This window comes from Burkholderia sp. F1 (assembly GCF_050813845.1).
Classification (GTDB): Bacteria; Pseudomonadota; Gammaproteobacteria; order Burkholderiales; family Burkholderiaceae; genus Burkholderia; species Burkholderia ubonensis.
This window is the reverse complement of sequence record NZ_CP172421.1, coordinates 840,852-867,547: the sequence shown is the minus strand read 5'-3', so window position 1 is coordinate 867,547 and position 26,696 is coordinate 840,852. Positions and strand designations below refer to the sequence as shown.

Annotated in this window: 23 protein-coding genes; 12 read left to right on the top strand and 11 right to left on the bottom strand. The window is 69.2% G+C overall.

Features of this window, described 5'->3' with window-relative positions:
- The first annotated feature begins 15 nt into the window (after nt 1–15).
- Both mutL and miaA read left to right on the top strand, forming a co-directional pair.
- Nucleotides 16–2,001, top strand: coding sequence for a DNA mismatch repair endonuclease MutL (mutL, locus tag ACFIMZ_RS04190; RefSeq protein WP_431821523.1), 1,986 nt, complete (start codon nt 16–18; stop codon nt 1,999–2,001).
- A complete protein-coding gene (gene miaA, locus ACFIMZ_RS04185) occupies nt 1,998–2,972 on the top strand; it encodes a tRNA (adenosine(37)-N6)-dimethylallyltransferase MiaA (protein WP_431821522.1) in 975 nt (324 codons plus the stop codon). The genes mutL and miaA overlap by 4 nt, the downstream gene beginning before the upstream one ends.
- Before the next feature lie 33 nt (nt 2,973–3,005).
- Here the strand turns inward: miaA and tetR are convergent, their stop codons facing one another.
- Nucleotides 3,006–3,638, bottom strand: a complete 633-nt coding sequence (tetR, locus tag ACFIMZ_RS04180; protein ID WP_431821521.1) for a tetracycline resistance transcriptional repressor TetR — start codon at nt 3,636–3,638, stop codon at nt 3,006–3,008.
- A 61-nt stretch (nt 3,639–3,699) separates the two neighbouring features.
- Between tetR and tet(64) the strand changes: the two genes are divergently transcribed.
- Entirely contained in the window at nt 3,700–4,890 is a 1,191-nt protein-coding gene (tet(64), locus tag ACFIMZ_RS04175; protein ID WP_431821520.1) for a tetracycline efflux MFS transporter Tet(64), read from the top strand.
- Nucleotides 4,891–4,987: 97 nt separating this feature from the next.
- On the opposite strand, the gene purM is transcribed toward tet(64), so the two are convergent.
- Nucleotides 4,988–6,043 carry a phosphoribosylformylglycinamidine cyclo-ligase gene (gene purM / locus ACFIMZ_RS04170; RefSeq protein ID WP_431821519.1) on the bottom strand — a complete coding sequence of 352 codons (1,056 nt, stop codon included), beginning with the start codon at nt 6,041–6,043 and terminating at the stop codon, nt 4,988–4,990.
- Nucleotides 6,044–6,266: 223 nt separating this feature from the next.
- Between purM and hda the strand changes: the two genes are divergently transcribed.
- Genes hda through panB form a run of 6 tightly spaced genes read left to right on the top strand, consistent with a single transcriptional unit; the run spans nt 6,267 to nt 11,341 of the window.
- Complete coding sequence (gene hda, locus ACFIMZ_RS04165; protein WP_431821518.1) at nt 6,267–7,007, top strand: DnaA regulatory inactivator Hda; 741 nt, start codon at nt 6,267–6,269, stop codon at nt 7,005–7,007.
- 11 nt (nt 7,008–7,018) lie between these two features.
- Nucleotides 7,019–7,696 carry an HAD family hydrolase gene (locus ACFIMZ_RS04160; protein ID WP_431821517.1) on the top strand — a complete coding sequence of 226 codons (678 nt, stop codon included), beginning with the start codon at nt 7,019–7,021 and terminating at the stop codon, nt 7,694–7,696.
- A 5-nt stretch (nt 7,697–7,701) separates the two neighbouring features.
- On the top strand, nt 7,702–9,222 hold the full coding sequence (gene pcnB, locus ACFIMZ_RS04155; RefSeq protein ID WP_431821516.1) for a polynucleotide adenylyltransferase PcnB: 1,521 nt from the start codon (nt 7,702–7,704) through the stop codon (nt 9,220–9,222).
- Between the two features lie 33 nt (nt 9,223–9,255).
- Entirely contained in the window at nt 9,256–9,801 is a 546-nt protein-coding gene (folK, locus tag ACFIMZ_RS04150; RefSeq protein WP_084900875.1) for a 2-amino-4-hydroxy-6-hydroxymethyldihydropteridine diphosphokinase, read from the top strand.
- Nucleotides 9,798–10,484 carry a deoxynucleoside kinase gene (locus ACFIMZ_RS04145; RefSeq protein WP_431821515.1) on the top strand — a complete coding sequence of 229 codons (687 nt, stop codon included), beginning with the start codon at nt 9,798–9,800 and terminating at the stop codon, nt 10,482–10,484. The genes folK and ACFIMZ_RS04145 overlap by 4 nt, the downstream gene beginning before the upstream one ends.
- 41 nt (nt 10,485–10,525) lie before the next feature.
- On the top strand, nt 10,526–11,341 hold the full coding sequence (gene panB / locus ACFIMZ_RS04140; RefSeq protein WP_431821514.1) for a 3-methyl-2-oxobutanoate hydroxymethyltransferase: 816 nt from the start codon (nt 10,526–10,528) through the stop codon (nt 11,339–11,341).
- Between the two features lie 116 nt (nt 11,342–11,457).
- Here panB and ACFIMZ_RS04135 read toward each other — a convergent pair whose 3' ends face one another.
- The 5 genes from ACFIMZ_RS04135 to grpE form a co-directional block, all read right to left on the bottom strand.
- The gene (locus ACFIMZ_RS04135) at nt 11,458–13,350 is read right to left on the bottom strand and encodes a chorismate-binding protein (RefSeq protein WP_431821513.1); all 1,893 of its coding nucleotides are present in this window, start codon (nt 13,348–13,350) and stop codon (nt 11,458–11,460) included.
- Between the two features lie 4 nt (nt 13,351–13,354).
- Entirely contained in the window at nt 13,355–14,491 is a 1,137-nt protein-coding gene (gene dnaJ, locus ACFIMZ_RS04130) for a molecular chaperone DnaJ (protein ID WP_431821512.1), read from the bottom strand.
- Nucleotides 14,492–14,747: 256 nt separating this feature from the next.
- Nucleotides 14,748–16,700, bottom strand: a complete 1,953-nt coding sequence (dnaK, locus tag ACFIMZ_RS04125) for a molecular chaperone DnaK (protein ID WP_431821511.1) — start codon at nt 16,698–16,700, stop codon at nt 14,748–14,750.
- A gap of 146 nt (nt 16,701–16,846) precedes the next feature.
- The gene (locus ACFIMZ_RS04120) at nt 16,847–17,269 is read right to left on the bottom strand and encodes a thioredoxin family protein (RefSeq protein ID WP_431821510.1); all 423 of its coding nucleotides are present in this window, start codon (nt 17,267–17,269) and stop codon (nt 16,847–16,849) included.
- A 7-nt stretch (nt 17,270–17,276) separates the two neighbouring features.
- Complete coding sequence (gene grpE / locus ACFIMZ_RS04115) at nt 17,277–17,822, bottom strand: nucleotide exchange factor GrpE (RefSeq protein WP_431821509.1); 546 nt, start codon at nt 17,820–17,822, stop codon at nt 17,277–17,279.
- Nucleotides 17,823–18,164: 342 nt separating this feature from the next.
- Here grpE and ACFIMZ_RS04110 point away from each other — a divergent pair, with 342 nt between their 5' ends.
- Nucleotides 18,165–18,326, top strand: a complete 162-nt coding sequence (locus ACFIMZ_RS04110) for a hypothetical protein (RefSeq protein ID WP_174964088.1) — start codon at nt 18,165–18,167, stop codon at nt 18,324–18,326.
- On the opposite strand, the gene ACFIMZ_RS04105 is transcribed toward ACFIMZ_RS04110, so the two are convergent.
- The 3 genes from ACFIMZ_RS04105 to hrcA form a co-directional block, all read right to left on the bottom strand.
- Nucleotides 18,298–18,705 (bottom strand): RNA-binding S4 domain-containing protein, encoded by a 408-nt coding sequence (locus ACFIMZ_RS04105; RefSeq protein WP_431821508.1) that lies wholly within the window; start codon nt 18,703–18,705, stop codon nt 18,298–18,300. The genes ACFIMZ_RS04110 and ACFIMZ_RS04105 overlap by 29 nt on opposite strands.
- A gap of 66 nt (nt 18,706–18,771) precedes the next feature.
- Entirely contained in the window at nt 18,772–19,836 is a 1,065-nt protein-coding gene (gene hemH / locus ACFIMZ_RS04100) for a ferrochelatase (protein WP_431821507.1), read from the bottom strand.
- Nucleotides 19,837–19,974: 138 nt separating this feature from the next.
- Nucleotides 19,975–20,997: a heat-inducible transcriptional repressor HrcA gene (hrcA, locus tag ACFIMZ_RS04095; protein WP_174964085.1), complete on the bottom strand. Its 1,023-nt coding sequence runs from the start codon at nt 20,995–20,997 to the stop codon at nt 19,975–19,977.
- 127 nt (nt 20,998–21,124) lie between these two features.
- On the opposite strand from hrcA, the gene ACFIMZ_RS04090 reads away from it, so the two are divergent.
- Together ACFIMZ_RS04090 and recN are read left to right on the top strand one after the other, a co-directional pair.
- On the top strand, nt 21,125–22,030 hold the full coding sequence (locus tag ACFIMZ_RS04090; protein ID WP_431821506.1) for an NAD kinase: 906 nt from the start codon (nt 21,125–21,127) through the stop codon (nt 22,028–22,030).
- Between the two features lie 20 nt (nt 22,031–22,050).
- Nucleotides 22,051–23,700 (top strand): DNA repair protein RecN, encoded by a 1,650-nt coding sequence (recN, locus tag ACFIMZ_RS04085; protein WP_431821505.1) that lies wholly within the window; start codon nt 22,051–22,053, stop codon nt 23,698–23,700.
- Between the two features lie 143 nt (nt 23,701–23,843).
- Here recN and glnE read toward each other — a convergent pair whose 3' ends face one another.
- On the bottom strand, nt 23,844–26,645 hold the full coding sequence (glnE, locus tag ACFIMZ_RS04080) for a bifunctional [glutamate--ammonia ligase]-adenylyl-L-tyrosine phosphorylase/[glutamate--ammonia-ligase] adenylyltransferase (RefSeq protein ID WP_431821504.1): 2,802 nt from the start codon (nt 26,643–26,645) through the stop codon (nt 23,844–23,846).
- Nucleotides 26,646–26,696: the final 51 nt, after the last annotated feature.

Genomic DNA, 26,696 nt, shown 5'->3' with positions numbered 1-26,696 from the left:
CGCTATAATTCGGCCATGTCCGAATTCACCGAAACGGCCGCGGGCGCCACGCCCGCCCCTGATCCGCACTCGCCGCGCCCGCTGCGCGCGATCCAGCCCCTGCCCGACCAGCTGATCAGCCAGATCGCCGCGGGCGAAGTCGTCGAGCGTCCGGCGTCGGTCGTCAAGGAGCTGCTGGAGAACGCGCTCGACGCCGGCGCGAACACGTTGCGCATCGTGCTCGAGGAAGGCGGCGTCAAGCGCATCTCGATCACCGACGACGGCTGCGGGATCCCGCCCGGCGAGCTGCCGCTCGCGCTGATGCGCCACGCGACCAGCAAGATCCGCTCGCTCGAGGAGCTCGAGGCGGTCGCGACGCTCGGGTTCCGCGGCGAAGCGCTCGCATCGATCGCGTCGGTCGCCGAGATGTTCATCACGAGCCGCACGGCCGATGCGGCGCACGCGACGCGCATCGACGCGCAGACCGGCGTGCTCGCCCCCGCCGCCGGCGCGGTCGGCACGACGATCGAGGTGCGCGAGCTGTACTTCAACACGCCCGCGCGGCGCAAGTTCCTGAAGAGCGAGCAGACCGAGTTCGGCCATTGCGTCGAAATGATCCGCCGCGCGGCGCTCGCGCGGCCGGACGTCGCGATCTCGGTGCTGCACAACGGCAAGGCCGTCGAGCACTGGAACGCGACCGAGCCCACGCAGCGGGTCGCGAAGATCCTCGGCGAAGGCTTCGCAACTGCGTACCTGCCGCTCGACGAGCGCGCCGGGCCGCTGGCCGTCTACGGCTGCGCCGGGCTGCCGACCGCGAGCCGCGGCCGCGCCGACCAGCAGTATTTCTTCGTGAACGGCCGCTTCGTGCGCGACAAGCTGCTGACGCACGCAGTGCGCGCCGCGTACGAGGACGTGCTGCACGGCGACCGCTACCCGTCCTACGTGCTGTTCCTCGACCTGCCGCCCGAGGCCGTCGACGTGAACGTGCATCCGTCGAAGATCGAGGTGCGGTTCCGCGACTCGCGCTCGATCCACCAGTACGTGTTCCACGCGGTGCAGCGGGCGCTGGCCCGCCATGCGGGCGCGTCGCCCGAAACCACCGCCGGCGGCCACGCCGCGCATATCGCAGCGGCGCCGGGCCCCGCGTCGTTCCAGGGCACGCCGCTCGGCCAGGCCGCGAGCGGCGGCGCGAGCCCCGCGCCCACGCCGTCGCAAGGCAGCACGTGGCTGCGCCAGGCGCGGATGACGCAAGGCACGCTGCCCGTCGCGCAGCCGCTCGCGCTCTACGACGCGCTGTTCGGCCGCAAGGACAGCGGCGCGGGCACGCCGGCCGGCACGACGGCGGTCGCACACGACGCAGCCGACGCCGGCGAAGCGCCGGTCGTACCGCCGGCGGGATTCGCCGCCGCGCCGTCGCTCGCCCACACCGCGCACGACGACCAGCCGCTCGGCTTCGCGCTCGGCCAGATCCACGGCATCTACGTGCTCGCGCAGAACGCGCACGGGCTCGTGATCGTCGACATGCACGCGGCGCACGAGCGGATCCTGTACGAACAGTTCAAGAATGCGCTCTCCGATCGCTCGGTCGCGGTGCAGGCGCTGCTGCTGCCGGTTTCGATGAACGCGACGCCGGTCGAGATCGGCACCGTCGAGGAGGAGCGCGAAACGCTCGAATCGCTCGGCTTCGACCTCGCGGTGCTGTCGCCGACGACGCTCGCGATCCGCGCGGTGCCCGCGCTGCTGAAGGACGCGGACCTGCAGGCGCTCGCGCGCGCGGTGCTCGCCGACCTGCACGCGTTCGGCGGCTCGCGCGTGCTCACCGAACGCCAGCACGAGCTGCTCGGCACGCTCGCCTGCCATCACGCGGTGCGTGCGAACCGCCGCCTCACGCTCGACGAGATGAACGCGCTGCTGCGCCAGATGGAAGCGACCGAGCGCGCGGACCAATGCAACCACGGCCGGCCGACCTGGTACCAGCTCACGCTGGGCGACCTCGACCGCCTGTTCATGCGCGGCCAATGAGCGTGTCGCAGTCTTCCGCTCAAACGACGATCGCCTGCCTGCTCGGGCCCACCGCGTCCGGCAAGACGGCCGCGGCGCTGGCGCTCGCGGCGCGCCGGCCGATCGAGATCGTCAGCGTCGATTCGGCGCTCGTCTACCGCGACATGGACATCGGCACCGCGAAGCCGACCCGCGACGAACGCGCGCGCGCGCCGCATCACCTGATCGACATCATCGACCCGGCCGACGCGTATTCGGCCGCCCAGTTCCGCGCCGACGCGCTGCGCCTGATCGGCGAGATCGCCGCGCGCGGCCGCACGCCGCTGCTCGCGGGCGGCACGATGCTGTACTACAAGGCGCTGACGCAGGGGCTGAACGACCTGCCGACCGCGGACCCGGCCGTGCGCGCGGAACTCGACGCGGATGCCGCGCGCGACGGCTGGCCGGCCCTCCACGCGCGGCTCGCGCAGGTCGACCCGGAGACGGCCGCGCGCCTCGCGCCGAACGACTCGCAGCGCATCCAGCGCGCGCTCGAAGTCTTCATGCTGAGCGGCCGGCCGATGTCGGCGCTGCTCGCCGCGCCGCCCCGCGCGGACGATGCGGCGGCCCGCTACCGGTTCGTGCCGGTCGCGCTCGAGCCTTCCGACCGCGCGGTGCTGCACGAGCGGATCGCGCAGCGCTTCGACGCGATGCTCGACGCGGGTTTCATCGACGAGGTCGAACGGCTGCGCCGCCGCGACGACCTGCATCTCGGGCTGCCGTCGATGCGCTGCGTCGGCTACCGGCAGGCATGGGAATTCCTCGACGGCGTGACCGACTATCGGACGATGCGCGACAAGGGCATCTTCGCGACGCGCCAGCTCTGCAAGCGGCAGCTCACGTGGCTGCGCGCGATGCCGGAGCGGATCGTCGTCGACTGCGTCGCGGCCGATGCGACCGCGCGAGCGGTCGACGCGCTCGAACACGTGCTCGACGGCCGCGCGCCGGACTGACGCCACCGCATCGGCGCGCGACCGCGCGCGTCGTCACCCGGCTCGTCGCGCAGCGAGTTGCGCACGCGCGCCGTCGACGATCAGCGCGATGCCGCGCTCGAACGCGTCGTCCGGGCTGCGCGCGTGCAGCGCGGCCCACCCTTGCGCGACGAGCGGATACGCGGCCGGATCCGGCGCGTCCGCATCGGGCGCGCGCTCCGGTTCCGCCTGCTCCTCCAGCACCCAGCCGACCACGAAACGGCCGATCGCGAACATCAGGTCGATCGCCTGCTCCGGCGTGAAACCCGCGTCGCACAACAGCGCCAGCTTGCATTCAATCCCGTCGAAATGCGCCCCGCGCGGCCGCGTGCCGGCATGCAGGCGCGCGCCGTCGCGATAGGCCAGCAGCGCCTCGCGGAAATTGCACGCATTCGCGACGAGCCACGCATCCCATGCATCGCCGGGCTGCGGCAGCGACGCGCGGCGCCGTTCGAGCATGATCGCGTCCGCCATCGCGTCGAGCAGCTCCCCCTTGTTCTTGAAATGCCAGTAGAGCGTCGGCGACTGCACGCCGAGCCGTTCGGCGAGCCGACGCGTCGACAGCGCATCGATGCCGACCTCGTCGAGCAGTTCGAGCGCCGCGCGCAGGACCGTGTCGCGCGTCAGTCGCGCGCCCGTGTCTTTCATCTCTATCACCGATAGGGAAGTTATGGAATAATCGCTACTCTATCATCGATAGAGAACGGTCTTGAATCCTTCCATGATTGCCATCCTGACGACCGTCGTGCTCGACGCGATCGGCGTCGGGCTCGTGATGCCGATCCTGCCCGGGCTGCTGCGCACGCTCTCCGGCGCGGGCGGCGCCGACACGCACTACGGCATGCTGCTCGCGCTGTACGCGCTGGCGCAGTTCGTGTGCGCGCCCGTCCTCGGCATGCTGAGCGACCGCTTCGGCCGCCGGCCCGTGCTGCTCGCATCGCTCGCGGGCGCCGCGCTCGACTATCTGCTGATGGCGTATGCGCCGACGCTCGCATGGCTCTACGCCGGGCGGCTGATCGCGGGCATCACGGGCGCGAACGTCGCGGTCGCGACCGCGTACGTCACCGACGTGACCGCGGAACCCGATCGCGCGCGCCGTTTCGGTCAACTGGGCGCCGCGATGGGGATCGGCTTCATCGCCGGCCCGATGCTCGGCGGCCTGCTCGGCGCGTGGCATCTGCGCGCGCCGTTCGCCGCCGCGGCGCTGCTCAACGCGCTCAATCTCGCGCTCGTCTGGCGGAGCCTGCCGGAATCGCGGCCGCCGGCCGCGCGCGACGGCGGCGCCACGGTGAGCCTCAACGCATTCGCGAGCCTGCGGCGGCTGCGCGGCGGCCCGGCGCTCGTCCCGCTGATCGGCGTCTACGTGATCGTGGCGCTGGTGTCGCAGGCGCCCGCGACGCTGTGGATCCTGTACGGACAGGCGCATTTCGGCTGGTCGACGGCGGTCGCGGGCCTGTCGCTCGCCGGTTACGGCGCATGCCACGCGCTTGCGCAGGCATTCGCGATCGGGCCGCTGATCGCGCGGCTCGGCGAGCGCCGCGCGCTCGCGCTGGGCCTCGCCGGCGACGCGCTCGGCCTCGTGGTCATCGCGTTCGCCAACGCGGCCTGGGTGCCGTTCACGCTGCTGCCGCTGTTCGCGGCGGGCGGCATGATGCTGCCGGCGCTGCAGGCGATGCTCGCGCGCCAGGTCGACGACGCCCGGCAGGGCGAACTGCAAGGCACGCTCGCGAGTATCGCGAGCCTGATCGGCGTCGCCGGGCCGCTCGTCATCACCGCGGCCTATGCGGCAACCCGCGACGCGTGGCCCGGGCTCGTCTGGGCCGCGGCCGCATTGCTCAACCTGCTGGTGCCGCCGCTGCTGGCCCACGCGCGGCCGGCGCGAGAGCGTCCGGCCGTGTGAGCGGAATCCGGCCGCCGCGCCCGGCACGCGGCGAAAAAAAAAGCCGCCCGGATCGACTCCGGGCGGCTTCCTGTGACATTGCGCGTCGGGCGGCGCGTCAGACCACGACCGTCTGCGCCTCGCCTTCGCGGCTCGCGCGCACGACGCCGATCTTCCAGACCTGCTCGCCGGCCGCCGTCAGCTGGCTGACCGCTTCGTCGGCATCCGCCGCCGACACGATCACGGCCATGCCGATCCCGCAGTTGAACACGCGATGCATTTCCGCGTCGGCGACGCCGCCATGCTCCTGCAGCCACTGGAACAGCGGCGGCAGCGGCCACGCCTTCTGGTCCAGCTCGGCCGTCAGGCCTTCGCGCAGCACGCGCGGAATGTTCTCGACGAGGCCGCCGCCGGTGATGTGCGCCATCCCCTTCACCGCGATCTTTTCCATCAGCGCGAGCAGCGGCTTCACGTAGATGCGGGTCGGCGCCATCAGCGTGTCGGCGAGCGAGCGGCCGTGGAAATCGGCCGACAGGTCCGGGTTCGCGCGCTCGATGATCTTGCGCACGAGCGAGAAGCCATTCGAGTGGATGCCGCTCGACGCGAGACCCAGCACCACGTCGCCCTCGGCGATCGTGCTGCCGTCGATGATCTTGCTCTTCTCGACCGCGCCGACCGCGAAGCCCGCGAGGTCGTATTCGCCGTCCGGGTACATGCCCGGCATTTCCGCGGTTTCGCCGCCGATCAGCGCGCAGCCCGACAGTTCGCAGCCTTGCGCGATGCCCTTGACGACGGTCGCGGCCGTGTCGACGTCGAGCTTGCCGCACGCGAAGTAGTCGAGGAAGAACAGCGGCTCGGCGCCCTGCACGAGGATGTCGTTCACGCTCATCGCGACGAGATCCTGGCCGACCGTGTCGTGTTTGTTCAGATGAAACGCGAGCTTGAGCTTCGTGCCGACGCCATCGGTGCCCGACACGAGCACCGGCTCGCGATACTTCTTCGGCACTTCGAACAGCGCGCCGAACCCGCCGATGCCGCCGAGCACGCCGTCGCGCAGGGTTTTCTTCGCAAAGGGCTTGATCTTGTCGACGAGCGCGTCGCCCGCGTCGATGTCGACGCCCGCGTCACGATAGGACAGACCTTGAGCGTCAGGAGCGGATTTCGGAGGATTCATGGGGGAATGCGAGAAGGTCGGTAAAATGCGATTTTACCCGAAGCCGGCCCGCTGGCCGGAATTCCCCGCATCGATTCGTCAGGGATTGCATCTTGGCCAACACGTCCCCGTTTTCACCGCTGAGCGAGCCGCGCCGGAACCCGCGCGCCGCCGTGCGTGCGGCCGCGCGTGCAGCCTTCGACACCGCGCTCCCCGGCGCACGTTTTTCCAACCGATCCGCATTGTGACTGTGTCCCGTCAACTGACGCTCGATCTCGGCACGCCGCCCCCCGCCACGTTCGACAACTTCATCACGGGCGAGGAAAACGGCGAGCTCATCACGCGGCTGCAGAAGCTCGACCTCGCGCTGGCAGCGGGCCCCGTGCCGGACCGGTCGTTCTACATCTGGGGCGAACCCGGCAGCGGCCGCAGCCACCTGCTGCAGGCGCTCGTGAGCGACGCGTCGTACGGCTACGCGCGCTACCTGACGCCGCAAAGCCCGCTCGGCGCGTTCACGTTCGACCCGCGCATCGGCATCTACGCGATCGACGACTGCGACCGGATGAGCGACACGCAGCAGGTCGCGCTCTTCAACCTGTTCAACGAGGTTCGCGCGCATCCGTCGAGCGCGTTCGTCGCGGCGGGCCCCGCGGCGCCGCTCGCGCTCGACGTCCGCGAGGATCTGCGCACGCGCCTCGGCTGGGGGCTCGTGTTCCACCTGTCGCCGCCGTCCGACGCCGGCAAGATCGCCGTGCTGAAGCTCGCGGCGAAGGAGCGCGGGATCGCGCTCACCGACGACATCGCGGCCTACCTGCTGACCCATTTCCGCCGCGACATGCCAAGCCTGATGGCGCTGCTCGACGCGCTCGACCGTTTCTCGCTCGAGCAGAAACGCGCCGTCACGCTGCCGCTGCTGCGCCGAATGCTGGCCCGCCCCGGCGACGACATCGCGCCGCCGGGCGCGGGCCCGAACCGCTTCGAGTAAAATGCGCTTCCATGACTAATCTGGCACTCTTTGACCTCGATCACACGCTGATCCCGACCGATAGCGACCACGAATGGGGCCGCTTCATGGTGAAGCTCGGCATCGTCGACGCGGAAAGCTTCTCGCGTCAGAACGATCAGTTCTTCGCCGACTACAAGGCCGGCAAGCTCGACATCCACGCGTACCTCACGGCGATGCTCACGCCGCTCGCGAAGTATTCGCGCGCGCAACTCGCCGAGTGGCACGAGCAGTACATGCACGAGGTGATCCGGCCCGCGATGACGCCCGCCGCGCTCGAACTCGTGCGCGAGCACCTCGACGCGGGCGACCTGTGCTGCGTCGTCACCGCGACCAACGAATTCATCACCCGGCCGATCGCGACCGCCTTCGGCGTCGACACGCTGATCGCCTGCGAGGTCGAGACGACCGACGGCCACCCCGATTCCCCGTACACGGGCCGGCCGACCGGCACGCCGAGCTACCGCGAAGGCAAGATCGTGCGCACCGAGGCGTGGCTCGCTTCGCTCGGCAAGCACTGGGACGACTTCGCGCACAGCTACTTCTACAGCGACTCGCACAACGACATCCCGTTGCTCGAGAAAGTCACCGACCCGATCGCGACCAACCCCGACGACACGCTGCGCGCGCATGCACGCGCTCGCGGCTGGCGCATCCTCGATCTCTTCTGAACGTCGTGATCAAGAAATTCATCCGCAAGCTGCTCGGCCAGGACGACGCCGCGCAAACGCCCTCCGCCGCCGCCACCGATGCGGCGCCCGCCCCGCGCACCGCGAAGGGCGCCCGCGGCGCCGCCGCGAAGCGTCCGCGCAGCAACCACAAGCCGACCGTCGTGCCCGCGAGCGTGCACGGCATCGATCCCGCGCTGATCTCGAAGAACGCGGTGCGCGTGACCGACACGCTGCAACAGGCGGGCTTCCGCGCGTTCATCGTCGGCGGCGCGGTCCGCGACCTGCTGCTCGGCATCGCGCCGAAGGACTTCGATGTCGCGACCGACGCGACGCCGACCGAAGTCCAGCGCCTGTTCCGCCGCGCGCGCCTGATCGGCCGCCGCTTCCAGATCGTCCACGTGCAGTTCGGCCAGGAGCTGATCGAGGTGTCGACGTTCCGCGCGCTCGTCGATCCGCCCCCTGCCGAGGCCGAGCCGCCGAAGCGCCTGAAGCGCGACGAACTCGACCGCCGCACGCACGCGGTCGACGCGAGCGGCCGCGTGCTGCGCGACAACGTGTGGGGCGAACAGCACGAGGACGCCGCGCGCCGCGACTTCACGATCAACGCGATGTACTACGACCCGTCGACGCAGACGGTGCTCGACTACCACGACGGGATGGCCGACGTGCGCGCCCGCCTGCTGCGGATGATCGGCGACCCGGCCACGCGCTATCGCGAGGACCCGGTGCGGATGCTGCGCGTGGTGCGCTTCGCGGCGAAGCTCGGCTTCGACATCGAGCCGCATACGCGCGAGCCGATCAACGCGCTCGCCGACCTGATCAACAACGTGCCGGCCGCGCGCCTGTTCGACGAGATGCTGAAGCTGCTGCTGTCCGGCCACGCGCTCGCGTGCCTGAAGCAGTTGCGCAGCGAAGGCCTGCACCACGGGCTGCTGCCGCTCCTCGACGTCGTGCTCGAACAGCCGCAGGGCGAGAAGTTCATCACGCTCGCGCTCAACAACACCGACGCGCGCGTGCGCGCCGGCAAGCCGGTGTCGCCGGGCTTCCTGTTCGCGACGCTGCTGTGGCACGACATGCGCCAGCGCTTCGAGCAGTACACGGCCGACGGCGAGTTCCCGGTACCCGCGCTGCATCGCGCGATGGACGACGTGCTCGACATGCAGACCGAGAAGCTCGCGATCCACAAGCGCTACTCGGCCGACATGCGCGAGATCTGGGGCCTGCAGCTGCGCCTCGAGAAGCGCTCCGGCCGCGGCGCGCTGCGGCTGCTGGAACACCAAAGATTCAGAGCGGGGTATGATTTCCTCCTGTTACGCTGCGAATCCGGCGAGCTGGATCCTGCCGTCGGGCAGTGGTGGACGGATTTCATCGAAGGCGACGCGGCCGCGCGCGAGGCATTGCTCACGCAGGGCGGCAGCAAGGAGAAATCGCCCCGCAAGCGGCGCCGCCGCGGCGGCGCGAAGAACCGCAAGGACACCGACGGCGCGGAACAGGCGTCGGACGGCCCGGCCGGTTCCGACGACTGACGCGCGCCGGCGAACGACGTAGGAAGTGATGCCATGACGGTTGCATATCTCGGACTGGGGGCGAATCTCGGCGATGCGCGCCAGACCTTGAAGGACGCGGTGGTATGCCTTGCGCAGCAGCGCACGGTCGCCGTGCTCGACAAGTCGAGCCTGTATCGCACGGCCCCGGTCGACGCCGGGGGCGACGACTACTACAACTGCGCGGTCAAGATCGACACGACGCTCGCCGCACGCGAGCTGCTCGCCCTTTGCCAGAAGATCGAACATCACTTCGGGCGCGAACGTCCGTACCGCAACGCGCCCCGTACGCTCGACATCGACATCCTGCTGTACGGCGTCGACTCGATCGACGAGCCCGACCTGATCGTGCCGCACCCGCGCCTGACCGACCGCGCGTTCGCGCTCGTGCCGCTCGTCGAGCTCGACCCGGCGCTCCACATCCCGGCGCGCGGCCGCGCCGAGGCATTTCTCGCCGCGGTCGCGAGCCAGCGCATCGAGAAGGTCCAGACCTGCAAGTGCCTGATGCAGAGAGCGCTCGCCGCTGCTGACGACGGCGCCGACAAGAACCCCTGCCGATGAACCCGACACCGCTGACCGTCACCGCGCCGGACCTGCGCGCACCGCACCGCTATCTCGTGATCGAAGGCCCGATCGGCGTCGGCAAGACGACGCTTGCCCGCCTGCTCGCCGAACGCTGGTCGATGCAGACGCTGCTCGAGCGCCCGCAGGACAATCCGTTTCTCGAGCGCTTCTATCGCGACACCGCGCGCTATGCGCTGCCGACGCAGCTGGCGTTCGCGCTGCAGCGCGCGCAGCAGGCGCGCGAACTGAGCGCGGCGCTGGACACGGGCCGGCCGGTCGTCACCGATTTCATGCCGCAGAAGAACGAGATCTTCGCGCGGCTGAACCTGCCGGACGACGAGTGGCAGCTCTATCGCGCGCTCGCGGCGCACGTCGACGCGCCCCGGGCACCGGCGCCCGATCTCGTCGTCTACCTGCAGGCGAGCCCCGAGGTGCTGTTCGCGCGGATCCAGAAGCGCGGCCTGCCGATGGAGCTGCAGATCAGCGATGCCTACCTGCGTGCGCTCGTCGACGCGTACAACGAATTCTTCTATCACTACGACCGCACGCCGGTGCTGACGGTCGCCGCCGAACACCTGAATCCGCTGGACTCCCCCGAAGATCTCGCATTGCTGGTCGAGCACATCGCAACGATGCGCGGCCGCAAGGAATTCTTCGTCAAGGGCGAGACGACGCGCTGACGCGTCTCGCCGCTGTTTTCACCCATCGAACCGGATTTCCCATGACCTATCTCCAGGAATCGAGCCGGCCTGCCGTGACCGTGCCGAAGCTGCAGGCGATGCGCGACGCCGGCGAGAAGATCGCGATGCTGACCTGCTACGACGCGAGCTTCGCCGCGCTGCTCGACCGCGCGGGCGTCGACGTCCTCCTGATCGGCGATTCGCTCGGCAACGTGCTGCAAGGCCACACCACCACCCTGCCCGTCACGCTCGACGACATCGCGTATCACACCGCCTGCGTCGCACGCGCGCAGCCGCGCACGCTGATCGTCGCGGACTTGCCGTTCGGCACGTACGGCACGCCCGCCGACGCGTTCGCGAGCTCGGTCAAGCTGATGCGCGCCGGCGCGCAGATGGTGAAGCTCGAAGGCGGCGAGTGGCTCGCCGACACCGTGCGCTTCCTGGTCGAGCGCGCGGTGCCCGTGTGCGCGCACGTCGGCCTGACGCCGCAATCGGTGCACGCGTTCGGCGGCTTCAAGGTGCAGGGCAAGACCGAAGCCAGCGCCGCGCAACTGCTGCGCGACGCGCGCGCGATCGAGGACGCGGGCGCGCAGCTCGTGGTGCTCGAGGCCGTGCCGACGCTCGTCGCGTCCGAAGTCACGCACATGCTGCGCATTCCGACGATCGGCATCGGCGCGGGCGCCGACTGCTCGGGCCAGGTGCTGGTGCTGCACGACATGCTCGGCATCTTCCCCGGCAAGCGGCCGCGCTTCGTCAAGGATTTCATGCAGGGCCAGCCGAACATTGCGGCGGCGGTCGACGCTTATGTGAAGTCGGTCAAGGACGGCTCGTTCCCCGGGCCGGAACATTCGTTCTGACGCATGGACGGCGCTTTGCCGTCGGCTCGCAGACAAAAAAACGCGGCGCCCCGTAAAAGGCGCCGCGTTTTTTTATCGTTGCATTCGGGACGACCGGCGCGCCCTCGCCGGTCACATCATTTCAGCACCGCATCCAGCGCGCCGCGCAGCGCATTGGTCAGCAGCAGCGCTTGCGCACGCGACAGGTCCTCGCGTGTCACGACGCGCTCCGTCGCGCCGAACGACGGATCGTCGAGCAGCACGCCGCGCATCACGCCCGGCAGCACCCCGCTCGACAGCGGCGGCGTCACCCATCGGCCATCGAGCTTCACGAACAGGTTCGAGCGGCCGCCTTCCGTCACTTCGCCGCGTTCGTTGGCGAACAGCATGTCAAAGCAGCCGAGCGCCTCGGCGGCCTGCCACGCGCGATCGTAGTCGGCGCGGCGGGTCGTCTTGTGCAGCAGCAGCGCATCGGCGGAGTGCGTCGGCGCGAAGCCGTGATCGGCGGCGAGCAGCAAGCCTGCGGGGCCCGCCGGCAGCGGCTTGAGCGGCGCGGAGACGATCTCGAACGCGCCGTCCTTCGCGAGCGCGAGCTTCATCCGGTGCGGACCGCCGCCGTCGAGCGACGCGCAGCGTGCGTCGATCTCGCGGCGCAGCGCAGCGGCGTCGAAGCGGAAGCCGAACGCGTCCGCGCTGCGCTGCAGCCGCGCGAGATGCCGGTCGAGATGGCGGATGCCGTCCGCGCGCGTCGCGCAGGTCGTTTCGAACAGCTGGAAGCCGGGATCGGCATCGGTCAGGAATTGCGCTTTCAATTCGCACTCCGCATATTCGTCGGCGGCGACGCTGTCGAGCACGATCCCCGCGCCGACACCCATCGTGCCGGTACGCCAGCCGCCGGCAATGGCCGCGCCTTCGCCGGCCGCGCCTTCGCCGGCCGCGCCTAGGCCGGCCGCGCCGAGCGTCAACGTGCGGATCGCCACCGACAGGCAGAAATCGCCGCAGCCCGCCGCGGGTTCGGGCGGCGCGTCGACCCAGCCGATCGCCCCCGTATAGAGGCCGCGCGGCGTCGACTCGATCGCGTCGATCAGCTGCATCGTCTTGTGTTTCGGCGCGCCGGTGATCGAGCCGCATGGAAACAGCGCGCGCAGCATGTCGGCGAACGTCGTGCCGTCGCGCCATCCGGCTTCGACGGTCGACGTCATCTGCCACACCGACGCATACGGCTCGACCGAGAACAGCGCCGGCACCCTGACCGTCCCCGTGCGCGCGATCCGCGACAGATCGTTGCGCAGCAGATCGACGATCATCACGTTCTCGGCGCGGTTCTTCGGGTCGTTCGCGAGGAATGCCGCGGCTTGCGCGTCGCGCTGCGGATCGCCCGAACGCGGCGCGGTGCCCTTCATCGGCCGCGCGCGCAGCACGTCGCCGTGCCGCTCGACGAACAGCTCCGGCGAGCACGACACGACCCACGCGCCGTCCGGCAGCGCGATCAGCGCGCCGTAGCGCACCGGCTGGCGCGCGCGCAGGCGCCGGTACAGCGCGAGCGGCGCGCCGAATGCGTCGAAATGCAGCCGGTACGTGTAGTTGACCTGATACGAGTCGCCCGCGCACAGCGCGTCGTGCACCGCGGCGATCGCCGCATCGAACGCGTCGCGCGTCACGCTCTTCGTCACGTGCGCGACGCCCGCGATCGACGGCGCTTGCGCACCGCCGTCGCGTTGCGCGAGCCACGCATCGACCTCGTCGCGCGACAGGCGCTCGCAGCGCGCAAACAGCAAAAAGCGCAGCGGGGCCTCGCCCGGCTGCGCCCATTGCAGGTTGCGTCCGAATTCGTAATCGCCGACCACGACCGCGTGCAGCCCGTCGCGCAGGTCCTGCGCAAGCGCCGCATCGATCGCGTCGAGCTGCGCGGGATCGGCGCACACCCGCTCGCGCACGAAGCCCGCATACAAGCGACTCGACCGCGCGGACGCGGTCGAGTCGCAATCGTCCAAGAGCGCGAACGACGCGCTCTCGCTGCCTTCAGTCATGCCGTTACTCGAAGAAGCTCTTCACCCGGTCGAACCAGCTCTTGCTCTGCGGGCTGTGGCGCGCACCGCCTTCGGCCAGCGATTTCTCGAACTGCTTGAGCAGATCGCGCTGTTGCTCGGTCAGCTTCACCGGCGTCTCGACCTGCACGTGCACGTACAGATCGCCCGCGATGCTCGAGCGCAGCCCCTTGATGCCCTTGCCGCGCAGGCGGAACGTCTTGCCCGACTGCGTGCCTTCCGGCACCGGGAACGTCGCGCGGCCGGCCAGCGTCGGCACCTCGATCTCGCCGCCGAGCGCGGCGGTCGTGAACGGGATCGGCATCTGGCAATGCAGGTCGTCGCCGTCGCGCTCGAACACGGAGTGCGGCTTGATGTGGATCTCGACGTACAGGTCGCCCGGCGGCCCGCCGTTGATGCCCGGCTCGCCGTTGCCGGCCGAACGGATCCGCATGCCGTCGTCGATCCCCGCCGGGATCTTCACTTCGAGCGTCTTGGTTTCCTTCACCTTGCCCGACCCGTGGCAATGCGCGCACGGCTCGGGAATGTAGGTGCCGCTGCCGTGGCACTTCGGGCAGGTCTGCTGGATGCTGAAGAAGCCCTGCGACATCCGCACCGTGCCCTGGCCGTGACAGGTCGGGCAGGTCTCGGGCTTGGTGCCCGGTTTCGCGCCCGAACCGTGGCAGATCTCGCACGACACCCAGCTCGGCACGCGGATCTGCGTGTCGTAGCCGTGCGCGGCCTGCTCGAGCGTGATTTCCATGCTGTAGCGCAGGTCCGCGCCGCGATACACCTGCGGACCGCCCCGGCCGCCACGGCCACCCGCCGCCGCCGCCTGGCCGAAGATATCGCCGAAGATGTCGCCGAACGCGTCGGCAAAGCCGCCGAAGCCCTGTGCGCCCGCACCGCCCATGTTCGGATCGACGCCCGCGTGGCCGTACTGGTCGTACGCGGCCCGCTTCTGGCTGTCCGACAGCATTTCGTAGGCTTCCTTCGCCTCCTTGAAATGCTCTTCCGCATCCTTGTTGTCCGGATTGCGGTCAGGGTGATACTTCATCGCAAGCTTGCGATATGCCTTCTTGATTTCGTCGTCGCTCGCATTCTTCGCGACGCCCAGAACCTCGTAGTAATCCCGTTTCGCCATATCGATTCACTGCCGCCACGCCTGATGCACGCAACGGCTCCTTTCGCCTGCAGTAAAGTCTCGCGACTCGTCTGGCGTTGCGGCGCGCCGTCCGGGGACGGCGTGCGCAGCGCCCGCCAAAAAACAAATGTGCCCGGAGGGCCGCGAAGCCCGCCAGGCGTAGAGTCGATCCGGCCATCCGGAAGGAAAGACAGACCGCTTGTCAGCCGCGCCGCGCGCGGCTCGCGCGCGGCGTACGGTGCTGTTGCAACCCGGCTCAGTCCTTCTTCACTTCCTTGAACTCGGCGTCGACGACGTCGTCCGCAGCCTGCTGCGCGCCGCCCGCGTGGGCCGCACCTTCCGCTGCGCCCGCCGCACCGGCCGCGCCTGCCTGCTGGGCCTGCATGTCGGCGTACATCTTCTCGCCGAGCTTCTGCGAGGCCGTCGCCACGGCTTCGACCTTCGCATCGATCGTGGCCTTGTCGCTCGCGGTGCTCTTCAGAACCTCCTCGAGCTCCTTCAGCGCGGCCTCGATCTTCTCCTTCTCGCCCGCGTCCAGCTTGTCGCCGTACTCGGTCAGCGCCTTCTTCGTGCTGTGGACGAGCGCGTCGCCCTGGTTGCGCGAATCGGCCAGCTCACGCAGCTTGTGATCTTCCGCCGCGTTCGCTTCCGCGTCCTTGATCATCTGGTCGATCTCGGCTTCGGACAGGCCCGAGTTCGCCTTGATCGTGATCTTGTTTTCCTTGCCGGTCGCCTTGTCCTTCGCGCCGACGTGCAGGATGCCGTTCGCGTCGATGTCGAAGGTCACTTCGATCTGCGGCACGCCGCGCGGTGCGGGCGGGATGCCTTCCAGGTTGAACTCGCCCAGCAGCTTGTTGCCGGCCGCCATTTCGCGCTCGCCCTGGAACACCTTGATCGTCACGGCGCCCTGGTTGTCGTCCGCCGTCGAATACACCTGCGCGTGCTTCGTCGGGATCGTCGTGTTCTTGTTGATCATCTTCGTCATCACGCCGCCGAGCGTCTCGATGCCGAGCGACAGCGGGGTCACGTCGAGCAGCAGCACGTCCTTGCGGTCGCCCGACAGGACCTGGCCCTGGATCGCCGCGCCGACCGCGACGGCTTCGTCCGGGTTCACGTCACGGCGCGGATCCTTGCCGAAGAATTCCTTCACCTTCTCCAGGACCTTCGGCATGCGGGTCTGGCCGCCGACCAGGATCACGTCGTCGATGTCCGACACCTTGACGCCCGCATCCTTGATCGCGATGCGGCACGGCTCGATCGTGCGCTCGACCAGATCCTCGACCAGCGCTTCCAGCTTCGCGCGGGTGATCTTCAGGTTCAAGTGCTTCGGACCCGATGCATCCGCCGTGATGTACGGCAGGTTGATTTCGGTCTGCTGGCTCGACGACAGCTCGATCTTCGCCTTTTCAGCGGCTTCCTTCAGGCGCTGCAGCGCGAGCACGTCCTTCGACAGGTCGACGCCCTGCTCCTTCTTGAACTCGCCGATGATGTAGTCGATGATGCGCTGGTCGAAGTCCTCGCCGCCGAGGAACGTGTCGCCGTTGGTCGACAGCACTTCGAACTGCATTTCGCCGTCGACGTCCGCGATCTCGATGATCGACACGTCGAACGTGCCGCCGCCGAGGTCATACACGGCGATCTTGCGGTCGCCCTTCTCGACCTTGTCGAGACCGAACGCGAGCGCGGCCGCGGTCGGCTCGTTGATGATCCGCTTGACTTCGAGGCCCGCGATGCGGCCCGCGTCCTTGGTTGCCTGGCGCTGGCTGTCGTTGAAGTACGCCGGCACCGTGATCACGGCTTCCGTGACCGGCTCGCCGAGGTAGTCTTCGGCCGTCTTCTTCATCTTGCGCAGCACTTCGGCCGACACTTGCGGCGGCGCCAGCTTCTCGCCGTGCGCTTCGACCCACGCGTCTCCGTTGTCCGCCTTGACGATTGCGTACGGCATCAGGCCGATGTCCTTCTGGACTTCCTTCTCTTCGAAGCGGCGGCCGATCAGGCGCTTGACCGCGAACAGCGTGTTCTTCGGGTTCGTCACCGACTGACGCTTGGCCGGCGCGCCAACGAGCACTTCGTTGTCGTCCATGTAGGCGATGATCGACGGCGTGGTGCGCGCACCTTCCGAGTTCTCGATGACCTTGACCTGGTTGCCTTCCATGATGGCGACGCACGAGTTCGTGGTGCCGAGGTCAATACCGATGATCTTTCCCATTTTTCCTAATCTCCAGAAATCCTTGATTGCTGCGCGAAAACCTGCTTTTTTTGGCCGTTTCGCGCGCCGAATTCAACTCTGTTCCCGAAATAAGTCCGCTCGCGCCGTTTTCAAGACCCGACAAGCGATGCGGCTATTAAATTTTTTCAATCGCCGGACGGCGCCGGGTTGCCGTCCGCCGGAGCGCCGGCCGTCACGACCTTCGCCCGCGCTGCCGCCACCGCCGCCTGGAACTGCGCGAGACCGTGCCAGCCGGTCGCGCGGCCGAGCCGCCTGCCGCGGTGAAAGAAGAACCACGTCGGCACGCCGTGCAGCCCGAAGCGTCGACCGAGGTCGCGGTGTTCGTAGACGTTGCTGTGGAACCACTTCAGGCCCAGCGCGCGGATGGCGTCCGGCTGCGCGAGCATCGCCTTCTTCGCGATTTCGCAGTTGAAGCAGTCGACGCCCCAGAAGAACACCACGGCGAGCGCGTCGCCCGCTCCCGCGAGGCCGGCGTCGAACGTTTCAGCCGACAGCGCCTGCATGTCGAACGCGACGAATGCGGCCGGATCGACGCCGGCGGGCACCATGGCAGCCTTACTTCGGTTGCGCGACCGTGACGAGCGCCGGGCGCAGCACGCGGTCGGCGATCGTATAGCCCTTCTGCAGCACGGCGACGACGGTGTTCGGCTCCTGCTCGGCCGGCACCATCGAGATCGCCTGGTGCTGGTGCGGATCGAACTTCTCGCCCACCGGGTTGATCGCGACGACGCGGCCCTTCTCGAGCGCGCTCGTCAGCTGGCGCAGCGTCAGCTCGACACCCTCGCGCACCTTCGCGAGGTCGCCGGATGTGTCGCCGACCGCCGCCTCGAGGCTGTCCAGCACCGGCAGCAGGTGCTCCGCAAAGCTCTCGATCGCGAATTTGTGCGCCTTCGCGACGTCGTCCTGCGCGCGGCGGCGCACGTTCTCGGTCTCGGCCTTCGCCCGCAGGAAGCTTTCCTGCAGCTCGGCGACCTTGGCTTGAGCCTCGGCGAGCGCCGCTTCGGCGGCAACGGCTGCCGGCGCGGCGCCCTGCGCCGCCTGCGTCTCGCTGCCGATGTCTTCGGCCGATTGGGTAGCCGGGTTCTCTTGCGTGTTTTCCATGTCGCTGAAAGTCGATTAGAGGTTGAAGCCAAATCGGAAACCGTCTGACGAATCGTCGACGGCACCGCACATTACTGGTGCAGATAAGGGCGAAAACACCAAGTTCAAGAGGGTTATTCGCGCGCATTCGCCAGCGTCGCGAATCAACCGCGCCGTCCGCGGCAACCGCCGCCCGGGCGGTCGAAACGGCCTGTAACAACGCTTACCCGGCGAGTACTAGCTCGCCTCCGGACGCTGCACTACACTGCACTTCAGGCATCGGAGCGGCGCGTTTACCCTGACCCGACCGTTGCCCGAACTCCACCAGGCGCCATTTTCACCCGTCTTCTCGAGGGGAGTACCGTGAAACTGACCTTTGCCATATCGGTGGTCGCGCTGGTACTCATTGCTGGCACCACCACCATCTGTCTGTCCGGGGCGGTCACCGACCGCACGACCGAATACGGCAGCGTACAGGCGACGCTGGACCAGATGTTCAGCTCCCACCCGAAAATCTGTCGATGATGCGACGGTCGCGTTTCGTCGGCCGGCCGTGCAGTTCGGCCGCCGGTTCGTGGAACGTGCGTCGCCGCTCCTGTTCGGCGAGCCGCGCGGCCCGCCCGGACTCCGTCTCCGCGTAAAGCGTCTGCGCGACGCTCGCCGGCCCGCGCACGTCGCACACGCCCAGCACGGCAATGTGCCAGACGATGCCGTCGATCGCAATCTCGACCTCGTCGCCGACGCGCACCTCCTTGGCAGGCTTGACCGGCGCGCCGCCGATCCGCACCCGCCCCTTGTCGACCGCGTCGGCCGCGAGCGAGCGCGTCTTGAAGAACCGGGCGGCCCACAGCCACTTGTCGATGCGCAGCCGCGCGCCCGGCTCGGTGGAAATCTGGTAGTTCATGTCAGCCTCCGCCGGGCCGCCCCCTCGGGGGACAGCGAACGAATTGAGCGTGGGGGTCGTTTCATTTCAGCCTATGATTTCCGGCTGCGCCGCCTTGACCGGCCAGCCCTGCAGATTCTCGGCGACGATCTCGCCGAGCGCGCCGATCCACGCATGCGCGCCGTTCAGGCACGGAATACGGTGGAACGCCTTGCCGCCGCCCGCGATGAATTCGTCGCGCACTTCCATCCCGATCTCCTCGATCGTCTCGAGGCAGTCGGCCGTGAAGCCCGGACAGAACACGTCCGCGCGCCGCACGCCCGCTTCGCCGAGCTCGCGCAGCGTCGGCGCGGTGTAAGGCTGCAGCCATTCGGCCTTGCCGAAACGCGACTGGAAGGTCACGCGGCATTCGATCGTCGACAGCCCGAGCGCCGTCATCAGCAGCGCGGCCGTCTGCTGGCACTGGTCGTGATAGGGATCGCCGAGGTCGAGCGTGCGCTTCGGCACGCCGTGGAAGCTCAGCACCAGCTTGTCGCCGGCCGCGAAATCGGGCCGCCCGTGCTGCGCCCAGTACTGCCGCACCTGCTCGGCGAGCGCGTGGATATACGCCGGATGATCGGCGTAATGACGCACGGTGCGGACTTCCGGCTGGTTGCGCATGCGCGCGAGCGCGTTGAACGCCGCGTCGAAGGCGGTCGCCGTCGTCGACGCCGAGTATTGCGGATACATCGGCATCAGCAGCACGCGTTCGACACCCGCGCGCTTGAGCTGCGCGAGCACCTGCGGAATGCCCGGGCTGCCGTAGCGCATCGCGTAGTCGACCAGCACGTGATAGTCGTTCGACGCGAGCAGGTGGCGCACGCCTTCGACCTGGCGCTCGGTGTGCACGCGCAGCGGCGAGCCTTCCGGCATCCACACGGCCGCGTATTTCTTCGCGGACGCGCGGCCGCGCAACGGCAGGATCAGCGTGCGCAGCAGGACCTGCCAGACGGCCTGCGGGATTTCGACCACGCGGGGATCGGACAGGAATTCGGCGAGATAGCGGCGGACCGCGCGCGGCGTCGGGGCGTCGGGCGTGCCGAGATTGATCAGCAGCACCGCGATGCGATGGGCGGCCGCGACGCTCGATGGCGGCTCAAGATCGAAGCGCATAAGCAAGGACGTGCTCGGGGCACGAAACCGGACGGCTTTCAATTATAGCGGGCCGTCCTGCAAGGGGTGACTGGCCGTTCGGCCGATTGCGGCGCGCCGCGCGCTGCGGCACGATGGCAGGACTGGCCATCAGACCGATTATTGCTGGCTGAGCGTGAGCGACAGCAGGCGCGCGGTGATGTCGACGATCGGGATCACCCGGTTGTACGCCATCCGGGTCGGGCCGATCACGCCGAGCGTGCCGACGATCTGGCCGTTCACCTCGTAGGGCGCGGTGACGACGCTCATTTCCTCGATCGGCACGAGCGTCGATTCGCCGCCGATGAAGATCTGCACGCCCTGCGCATGACTCGACACGTCGAGCAGCTGCAGGAGGCCGGTCTTCTGGTCGAACACGTCGAACAGCTTGCGCAGCCGCGCCATGTCGGACGACAGGTCGGCGACCTCGAGCAGGTTGCGCTCGCCGGAAATGAGCACGGTGTCTTCCGTATCCGGCACCTCGGTGCTCGCGGTCACGGCCGCGTGCATCAGCGCGGTCATGTCGCCGCGCAGCTGGTCGATCTCGTCGCGCAAGCGGCGCCGCACTTCGTCGAACGACAGGCCGGCGAAATGCGCGTTGATGTAGTTGGACGCCTCGGTCAGTTGCGACGGCGAGTAGTCGCGCGGCGTCGCGAGCATCCGGTTCTGCACGTCGCCTTCGGGAGTGACGATGATGAGCAGGATGCGCTTGTCGGACAGCCGCATGAACTCGATCTGCTTGAACACGTGGCTGCGGCGCGGCGTCAGCACGACGCCCGCGAACTGCGACAGGTTCGACAGCACGCTCGCCGCAGCCGCGACCACCTTCTGCTGCGGCTCGCCGGCCTGCAGCGTGGTCTGGACCTGGCGGGCGACCGCCTCGGCGTCGATCGGCGTCTCGACCGTCAGCATCGTGTCGACGAACAGGCGGTAGCCGCGCGGGGTCGGCACCCGGCCGGCCGACGTGTGCGGGCTCGAGACGAGGCCGAGCTCCTCCAGGTCGGACATCACGTTGCGGATCGTCGCCGGGCTCAGTTCCAGCCCAGAATAACGAGACAACGTGCGCGATCCGACCGGCTGACCGTCGGCGATATACCGTTCGATCAGGGTTTTCAGGAGGGTTCGTGCGCGAGGATCTAGCATGGTAGAAAATTTTAGCGCAACCGCGCGACTGCGGCGAGTGGCCGCGCCCGGCACGCACACGGGCCGGGCGCGGCGCCCGGGGCCGCAAACGGTTCTTTTCGTCAACGAGCTATGGTGTAATGCCGCCATGAAAACCGGTAATCAGTTCCATACTGTCGCGCTCGTCGGCCGGAGCAACACGCCCGTCATCGCCGAGCCGCTCGCCACGCTGGCCGCCTGCATCGCGAAGCAGGGGTTCGAGGTCGTCTTCGAAGCCGACACCGCGCGCGAGATCGGCATCGCCAGCTACCCGGCGCTCACCCCGGCCGAAATCGGGGCGCGCGCCGACGTGGCGGTCGTGCTGGGCGGCGACGGCACGATGCTCGGCATCGGCCGGCAGCTTGCGCCGTACAAGACGCCGCTGATCGGGATCAACCACGGCCGGCTCGGCTTCATCACGGACATCGCGGCGGCCGACATGCAGGCGCTCGTCCCCGTGATGCTGTCCGGCAAGTTCGAGCGCGAGGAGCGGTCGCTGCTCGAGGCCCGGATCATGCGCAACGGCGAACCGATCTACCACGCGCTCGCGTTCAACGACGTCGTCGTGAACCGCAGCGGCTTTTCCGGGATGGTCGAGCTGCGCGCGTCGGTGGACGGCCGGTACATGTACAACCAGCGCTCGGACGGCCTGATCGTCGCGACGCCGACCGGCTCGACCGCGTACGCGCTGTCGTCGGCCGGGCCGATCCTCCATCCGCAGCTGCAGGGCATCGTGCTCGTGCCGATCGCGCCGCATGCGCTGTCGAACCGGCCGATCGTGCTGCCCGACGACACCAAGATCGCGATCCAGATCGTCGGCGGGCGCGACGTCAACGTGAATTTCGACATGCAGTCGTTTACCGCGCTCGAACTGAACGACACGATCGAGGTGCGCCGCTCGAAGCACACCGTGCCGTTCCTGCACCCGATCGGCTACAGCTATTACGCGACGCTGCGCAAGAAGCTGCACTGGAACGAGCACGCATCGAACGAAGACGACGACACGGCATCCTGACGCCCAACCGCCCCGATACCATGCTCCGCCACCTCTCGATCCGCGACTTCGTCATCGTCGCCGCGCTCGATCTCGAATTCGACAGCGGCCTTACCGTCTTCTCCGGCGAAACCGGCGCCGGCAAATCGATCCTGATCGACGCGCTCGCGCTGGCGCTCGGCGAACGCGCCGACGCGAGCGTCGTGCGCACCGGCTGCGGTCGCGCCGACATCACCGCCGAATTCACCCAGCACGACCGCGTCGCGCGCTGGCTCGACGAGCACGCGTTCGACGCCGAGGACACCGTGATGCTGCGCCGCGTGATCGACGCGAACGGCCGCTCGCGCGCGTTCATCAACGGCACCAGCGCGACGCTCGCGCAATTGCGCGAAGTCGGCGAGATGCTCGTCGACATCCATGGCCAGCATGCGCACCAGTTGCTGATGCGGCCGGATGCGCAGCGCGAGCTGTTCGACACCCATGCCGGCCTCGTCGCCGACGCCGCGACCGTCGCGCGCGCGTGGCGCGTGTCGCGCGACGCGACCCAGGCGATCGACGCGGCGAAGGCGCACGAGCGCGAACTGCAGCTCGAACGCGAAAAGCTCGCGTGGCAGCTCGCCGAGCTCGACAAGCTCGCGCCGCAGCCCGGCGAATGGGACGAGGTCAGCAACGAACACAAGCGCCTGTCGCATTCGGCGAACCTGATCGACGGCGTGCAGGGCGCGCTCAACGCGCTGTCCGAAGCGGACGACGCGATGCTCGCGCAGCTCGGCGCGATCGTGTCGAAGCTGCGCAGCCTCGCCGACTACGATCCGGCGCTCGGCGATGCGCTCGCGTCGCTCGAGCCGGCCGAAATCCAGCTGCAGGAGGCCGTGTACTCGCTGTCGCACTACGCGCAGCGCCTCGACCTCGACCCGAACCGGCTCGCCCAGGTCGAAACGCGTCTCGACGCGCTGCATTCGACCGCACGCAAATTCCGCCTGCCGCCCGACACGCTGCACGAGGAGCACGCGGCACGGCGCGCGCAGCTGGCCGCGCTCGACGCCGCCGCCGACCTCGGCGCGCTGCAGGCCGCGCAGGCCAAGGCGTGGGACGCTTACGTCGCCGACGCGAAACGTCTGTCGAAGGCGCGCGCGCAGGCGGCCAGGGCGCTCGGCACGGCCGTGACCGCCGGCATGCAGGAGCTGTCGATGGCGGGCGGCAGCTTCGAGGTCGCGCTCGTGCCGCTCGCCGACGGCGGTCCGCACGGCCTCGAGCAGGTCGAGTTCCGTGTCGCCGGGCACCCGGGCGTGCCGCTGCGGCCGCTCGCGAAGGTCGCGTCGGGCGGCGAGCTCGCGCGGGTCAGCCTCGCGCTCGCGGTCATTGCGAGCGCCGCGAGCCCGACGCCGACACTGATCTTCGACGAAGTCGATACGGGGATCGGCGGCGGCGTCGCCGAAGTGGTCGGCCGGCTGCTGCACCAGCTGGGCCGCGACCGGCAGGTACTGTGCGTGACCCATCTGCCGCAGGTCGCGGCGCGCGGCGACCAGCATTTCCAGGTCGCCAAGGGCGCCGACGACAACGGCGGCACCGTGTCGACGGTCGTCCCGCTCGACAAGGCGAGCCGCGTCGAGGAAGTCGCGCGGATGCTCGGCGGGCTCGAGATCACGGCAACGACGCGCAAGCACGCGAAGGAAATGCTGGCGGCCTGACGGGCCGTTCTGGCACCGAAAGCGGTTGGGGCTCGAGGCTCGATCCCGGATTCAGATTCGGCCTCGGGCCAGGGCTGCAAGCCGGGGGCTTCGGCCGTCCGGCCCCCAACCGCATTCAAACGCCCGTTTCAGCCGAACCGCCGTCAGCCCGCAGCCCCAGCCTCCCCGAACACCCGCTCCCACAGCGCCGTCACCGCCGCCCGCTCGTCGGCGACCGTCGCCGGATCGACCCGCGCCTTCTCCATCCCGTCGAGCCGCAGCTTGTGCTGCAGCTTCCGGTACCTGCGATAGGCCGCGCCGACGCACTCCGCCTCCGCCTCGCTCATCAGCCCGAAGCGCGCGACCTCGCGCAGCAGCGCGATGTTGCCGGTATTGCGAATCAGCTCCGGATCGCGCGACGCATGCAGCAGCACCCAGTACTGGACGATGAACTCGATGTCGACCATCCCGCCGCGGTCGTGCTTCAGGTCGAACAGCTCGCCGTGGTTCGGATGGCCGGCGAACACCTTGTCGCGCATGTCGACGATTTCCTTCGCAAGCACGGCCGCGTCGCGCGGCATCGTCAGCACCTGCTGGCGGATCGCCTCGAACGCCGCGCCGATCTGCGCGTCGCCCGCGCTGTAGCGCGCCCGCGTCAGCGCCTGATGCTCCCAGACCCACGCGGTGTTCGCCGCGTCGCCCTCGCGCAGCTGGTAGCGGCGGAACGCGTCGAGATCGGTGACGAGCAGCCCGGCCTCGCCGTTCGGCCGCAGCCGCAGGTCGATGTCGAACAGCGCGCCCGCGCCGGTCGCGGTCGTCAGCCACGTGATCAGCCGCCGCGTGAAGGTCGTGTAGACGTCCGCCGCGCGCTCGTCCGGGTCGTCGTACAGGAAAATCAGGTCGAGATCCGACGCATAGCCGAGCTCCTTGCCGCCCAGCTTGCCGTACGCGATCACCGCAAACTTCGGCACGTCGCGGTGGCGCTTCGCGAGCTGCGACCAGACGATCTCGATCGTCACGTCGAGCACCGCGTCGGCCAGCTCGGACAGGCGGTCGCTGATGTGCTCGACCGACAGCTGCCCGGCGAGATCGATCAGCAGGATGCGGAACACCTCCGCGTGCTGCGCGTGGCGCAGCAGGTCCATCTGCTGCTCGGGGCCGTCGGCCGCCGCGAGCCGCGCGCGCAGCGCGTCCTTGAACGCGGGCCAGTCGAACGGACTCGCGATCGCCTCGTCGTCGAGCAGCTCGTCGAGCAGCTGCGGATGCCGGATCAGGTAGCCGCCGCCCCAGCGCGTCGCGCCGAGCACCGACAGCACGCGGTCGAGCGCCGCCGGGTACTCGGTCAGCAGCGCGAGATAGACGCCGCGCCGGCTGACCGTCTCGAGCAGGTCAAAGAGCCGCACGATCGTGTCGTCGCGGTGCGCGGCGTCGATTCGCGGCGCGGCCTCGAGCGCGCGCTGCGCGACGCTGTCGAAGCGCTGGCGGCTCTTTTCCGCGAGGCCCGTGTAGCGCGACGACCGCCAGACCGCGCGCAGGCGCGTCAGCACGGCCTGCGGATCGCCGAAACCAAGGCTTTCCAGACGGGCCGCCAGCGTATCGTCCGCGCCGTCGTCGGCGAGCGCGCCGCTCCAGATCCAGGCCGCCGCGCTGTCGTCGGCGGCCCCGCATGACCCGCCGCTGACCTTGTCCGCGAAGATCTGGTCGAACTGCGCCTCGACGAAGGTCCGGTGGCCGTCCAGCACCGTCATCAGCGCCGCATAGTCGGCCAGGCCGAGCGATGCCGCCAGCGCCGCGCGCTCGTCGGCGTCGACCGGCATCGCGTGGGTCTGCGCGTCGTTGCGGTATTGCAGCCGGTGCTCGAGCGTGCGCAGGAAGCGGTACGCGTCGGCGAGCCGCGCGTCGACGTCGTCGCCGATCAGCCCGCGCGCCTGCGCATGGCGCAGCACGGCGAGCGTCGGCCGCACGCGAAAGCCCGCGTCCTGGCCCCCGCGAATCAGCTGGAACACCTGCGCGCTGAATTCGATCTCGCGGATCCCGCCGCGCCCGAGCTTGATGTCGTCGGCCTTGTCCGGCCGCATCGAAGCGCGGCGCGCCGCTTCCTGGCGGATCTGCTGGTGCAGCGAGCGAATCGCGCCGATCACGCCGAAATCGAGGTAGCGCCGGTAGACGAACGGCTTGACGATCGCGTCGAGCTGCGTCGCGAGCCGCCGGGCCGCGTCGCTTTGCCCTTCCGACACGAGCCGGCCCTTGATCCACGCGTAGCGCTCCCACTCGCGCCCCTGCACGTAGAAATACTCCTCGAGCATCCCGAGGCTGCAGACGAGCGGCCCGGAATCGCCGTTCGGGCGCAGCCGCATGTCGACGCGGAACACGTAGCCGTCGGCCGTCACTTCGGACAGCACGCCGATCAGGCGCCGGCCGAGCCGCGTGAAGTATTCCTGCGTCGACAGCGCCGCGCGGGCGCCGCCCGCCGTCTCGCCGTCGTCCTCGTAGACGAAGATCAGGTCGATGTCGGACGACACGTTCAGTTCGCGCCCGCCCAGCTTGCCCATCCCGACCACGCCGAGCACGACGCGCTGGCCGTCGGCGCCGCGCGGCTCGCCGTACAGCGCGTCGAGCTCGGCCGACAGCAGCGCGAGCGCGCGCTGCACGGCCACCTCGGCGAGGTCGGTCATCGCGCCCGTGACCTCGGCGACGTCGGCAAGCCCGCGCAGGTCGCGCTCGGCGACCGCCCCGAACACCTCGGCGCGCAACTGGCGGAGCGCCTTCTTGAACTGGTCCTCGGTCGGCGCGGCCGCTCCGGCTGGCGCCGCGAGCAGCTCGTCGAGCCGCGTTTCGAGCTGCGCGCGGGACAAGGGCGCGGCCGCCCACGCGGCGATCCGGCCGGCGAGCGCCGGGCGCGCCGCGACCGCGCGCGCCAGATAGTGGGAATAGGACGTGCTGATCAGGGCTGAAGCGTCGGTCATCGAGATGCGGGCCTTGCGCAAGGATCGGGCGATAAAGGAACGTGCACGCGC